A 3,464-nucleotide genomic window follows, 5' to 3' on the forward strand; every position below is an offset into this window, starting at 1 on the left:
GCGGCGGCGGCGGGCGAGCAGGTGGGTGCGCTCGGAGATGTCGTTGACGGTGACGATGATCTCGCCGATCGCCTGGGTCCGCTCGCTGAGCGCGACGATGTTGCCGGCGACCGCCTCGCCCTGCTCGCGGATCGATTCCATCGCCTTCGCGGTGTCGGTGGCGGCACGCAGGCCCGAGCGGGCAGTCTGCGCCGCGGCCTGGGCGGTCGCGATGACCTCCGTCGCCCGCTTCGAGATCTGGGCCCCTGAATGGGTGATCTCGTCCACGGTCGCGGCGGTCTCCTGCACCGCGGCGAACTGCTCCTCGACGCTCGCCGCCTGCTCCTGGGCGGAGGCGCGGATCTCGGCGGCCGCGGCGTTCAGGTCGGCGGTGGCGGCGCGGTTGGTGCGGGCGAGGTCCGACAGGCCCGCCACCATCCGGTTCAGCGTATCGCCGAGCCGACCGATCTCGTCGTTGCCGGTGCGGTTGAGGCGTCCGGTCAGATCGCCCGAACCGATCTGCGCGACGAATGCCATCACGTCCTCCAGCGGGCGCACCACGGCGCGGCTGATCAGCACCGTCACCAGGATCGAGAGCAGGATCGAGGCGGCGACCGTGATCGCCACCGAGAGGAGGCTGTTGCGGTAGATCTCGTTCACGCTGTGCTGTCCGGCGGCGATGACGCCGTCGAGGGCGTTGCGGGCATTGGCGATGCTGCGCAGCAGGCCGTCGTGGAGGCGGTTGACCTCCTCGTTCCGGGCCTCGACCTGGGCGATGTCGCGGGCATCGACGGACCGGAGCTGCTGCTCGCTCGCGTTGCGGACCAGACGGAACGCCTCCGCGGTCTCGGTGAAGACGGCCCCGAGGCGCCCCCAGGCCGCGACGCGCTCCGAGGACAAGGCGGAGGCTTGATAGGTCTTCGCCTCGCCGGCGACGGTGCTGAGGAGGCGGTCCAGCTCCGACACGTTCTGGCGCCAGCTACCCAGGAAATCGTCCGACCGGGCCGGTGTCGAGGCCGGATTCGCCTGCGTTTGCCCCTGGGCCAGGACGGCGATCACCGCGTTGCGCCGCACGAGACCCATGTTGCGCGCGACGTTGCCGAGATCGTCGAGCTGGCGCAGCACGCCGACGTCGCGGGTCACGATCAGGTCGGTCATGTCGCGCACGCTGCCGATCTGGCGCAGGGCGTAGGCGCCCAGGGCCGCCACGATGAGGCTCGCTGCCACGAAGCCGAGGAGGATGCGTTTTCCGATCGAGAGCGACACGGGCGACTGGGCTCCGGCAGGCGATGCGGGGAGAGGATTCGACACTCTTGACCGTCAGGTCGTGAAGCGGGCGAGCAGCGCCGGCAGATCGAGGAGGGAAAATCCCTCGCGGACGTCCCCCGTCCTGTCCGAGCCGGGCGGTGCATAGCCCGAAAGCGGGCCGCGTCCCAGGCTTTCCGGCTCGGTCGCCGGCCGCGCCAGTCCGATTTCGATCCGGGCGATGCCCAGCACGCGGTCGACCGCGAGCGCGACCGGTGGCTCCTGCGCCCGCAGGCGCACCACGTGGCCGCCTTCCTCGTCCCCGCGACGGTCGAGCCCGAGGCAGGCGGCGAGGTCGAGCACGGTGACGATCGCGCCGGCCACGGCGGTGATGCCGAGCAGGGCCGTCGGCGCTCCGGGCAGGCCGGTGCAGGGGCGCTCGGGCGTCACGCCCGCCACCGCCGTGAGCGGCAGGCCGTAGCGCTCCGTTCCGCAGGCGCAGACAAGATAGGCCGCGGTCTCGACCATCTCGTCTTGCCCCGCCTTGCGCGCGGCGAGCGCGGCGGCGCGCGCATCGAGCAGGGCAGCGGTGCGTGTCGTCGGGTCCGCCCCGGCGGTCCGGCCGATCTTCATGCGTCGCTGACCGTGAGTCCGGCCAGCACGCGGCGTGCGCTCTCGGCCAAGCGTGCGGCGCTCACTCCGTCTCCCTCCGGAAGGATCGTCTCGGACGGCAGTCCTTGCGCGAGGCGCAGCGCGTTGTCGAGGGCGCGGGCGGCTTCCTCGCGGCGGCCGCCGCGGACGAGCAGCAGGCCGAGCTGGAAATGGGCCATGATGAAGCCCCGGTGGAGGAACAGCGCTCCCCGCAGCGCCCGCTCCGCTTCCCGCTCCCGTCCGAGATCGAGGGCGAGCAGCCCCTCGTAGTAGCGCAGGGAGGGATCGGTGGCGTAGCCGTCGATCTCCTCGTGCAGCCGGCGCCACGCCCGCGCGGTCTCGCCGGCGTCGGCCAGCACACGGATCTCGGCCAGGAGATCGCCCGGCGAGAGCGGGTGCTCCGTCGCCGGGGAGGCGGGGATGGCGACCGGCTCCGGCGGGACGGGCGGCTGAGGGGCCGGCGAACGCTCCGGAAGGTCGTCCGGCGACCATTCCGGAAGCGCCGCGAGCGGGATCGGAGCCGCGTCCGGAATCGCCGGCACGAGCACCGGGGGCGGCTCGGACGTCGGCGTATCGATCGGGCGGTAGGCGACCGTTCCGGGCAGGGCGACCGGCTGCAGCCATTGGGAGAAGGTCGGGTTCGGCTCGGCATGGCCGATCAGGAGCCAGCCCTGCGGGTTGAGCCGCTCGCCCAGGGCCCGCACGATGCGGTTGACGTGATCGGGACTGAAATAGATCAGCACGTTGCGGCACAGGATCAGGTCGAAGCTCGCCCCCGTGCGATCGCTTCCGTCGATCAGGCTCAACAGGTTCTGGCGCTCGAAGCGCACCATGCGCCGGTAGGCCGGCCGAAGGGCGTAGCCGCCCTGGGGCAGGCCCGGCCGCGCAGGGGTGCGGCGAAACCAGCGGGCGCGCTCCTCCGTATCCAGGGTGCGCAGGGCCCAGGGCCCGAACTCGGCCTCACGGGCGGTCGCCAGAGCCGCCGCGCTGAGATCGGTCCCGACGATCGTCACCGTCCAGTCTTCGAGCGCCTCGCCGAGGAGGTCGTGGACGAGGATGGCGATGGAATAGGGCTCCGCCCCGGTCGAGCAGCCGGCGCTCCAGATCCGCAGGCGGCGGGTCTCGCGGCGCGCCCCGATCAGGTCCGGCAGGATCGTGCCGCGCAGGGCCGCGAACTGCTCGGCGTAGCGGAAGAAGAAGGTCTCGCCGATGGTGATCTCGGCCTCGAGCGCCGCCCATTCCTCCCGGCCGGCGCCACTCTCGAGCAGGGCGAGATAGGCGGCGCAGTCGGCCACGCCGCGAATGCGCATCCGCTTGCGCACGCGGTCGTGGAGCAGGTCGTCCTTGTCTTCGTAATAGTTGTGTCCCGTCCGGGCGATCACCCGCGCCTTGAGGGCCGGGAATCCGGGATCGACCGTCGCGCCCGATGCGCGCCGCGCCCGCTCCGTGGGGGCCGTCATGTGCGGGGGCCTCAGACGGGACGCGCCCCGTCGGGCTCGAACCGGGCGAGCCGCGTGGTCGCCTGCCGGGTCAGGGCGTCGAGGCGGGTCCGCTCTTCGAGCGTGAGGATCCGGTCGAGCGCGAGGCCG

General features: G+C 72.4%; 3 protein-coding genes. All 3 read right to left on the reverse strand.

The features are described 5' to 3' along the window. A partial coding sequence (locus tag MFF42_RS03955; protein ID WP_238254589.1) for a methyl-accepting chemotaxis protein occupies positions 1-1,245 on the reverse strand: 1,245 nt, incomplete at its 3' end. A gap of 54 nt (positions 1,246-1,299) precedes the next feature. Beyond that, a complete protein-coding gene (locus MFF42_RS03960) occupies positions 1,300-1,857 on the reverse strand; it encodes a chemotaxis protein CheW (protein WP_238254590.1) in 558 nt (185 codons plus the stop codon). Beyond that, a complete protein-coding gene (locus tag MFF42_RS03965) occupies positions 1,854-3,335 on the reverse strand; it encodes a CheR family methyltransferase (protein ID WP_238254591.1) in 1,482 nt (493 codons plus the stop codon). Before MFF42_RS03965 ends, MFF42_RS03960 begins: the two co-directional genes overlap by 4 nt. Between the last annotated feature and the right edge of the window lie 129 nt (positions 3,336-3,464).

Origin of the sequence: Methylorubrum podarium (assembly GCF_022179745.1) — a bacterium.
GTDB classification, from domain to species: Bacteria; Pseudomonadota; Alphaproteobacteria; order Rhizobiales; family Beijerinckiaceae; genus Methylobacterium; species Methylobacterium podarium.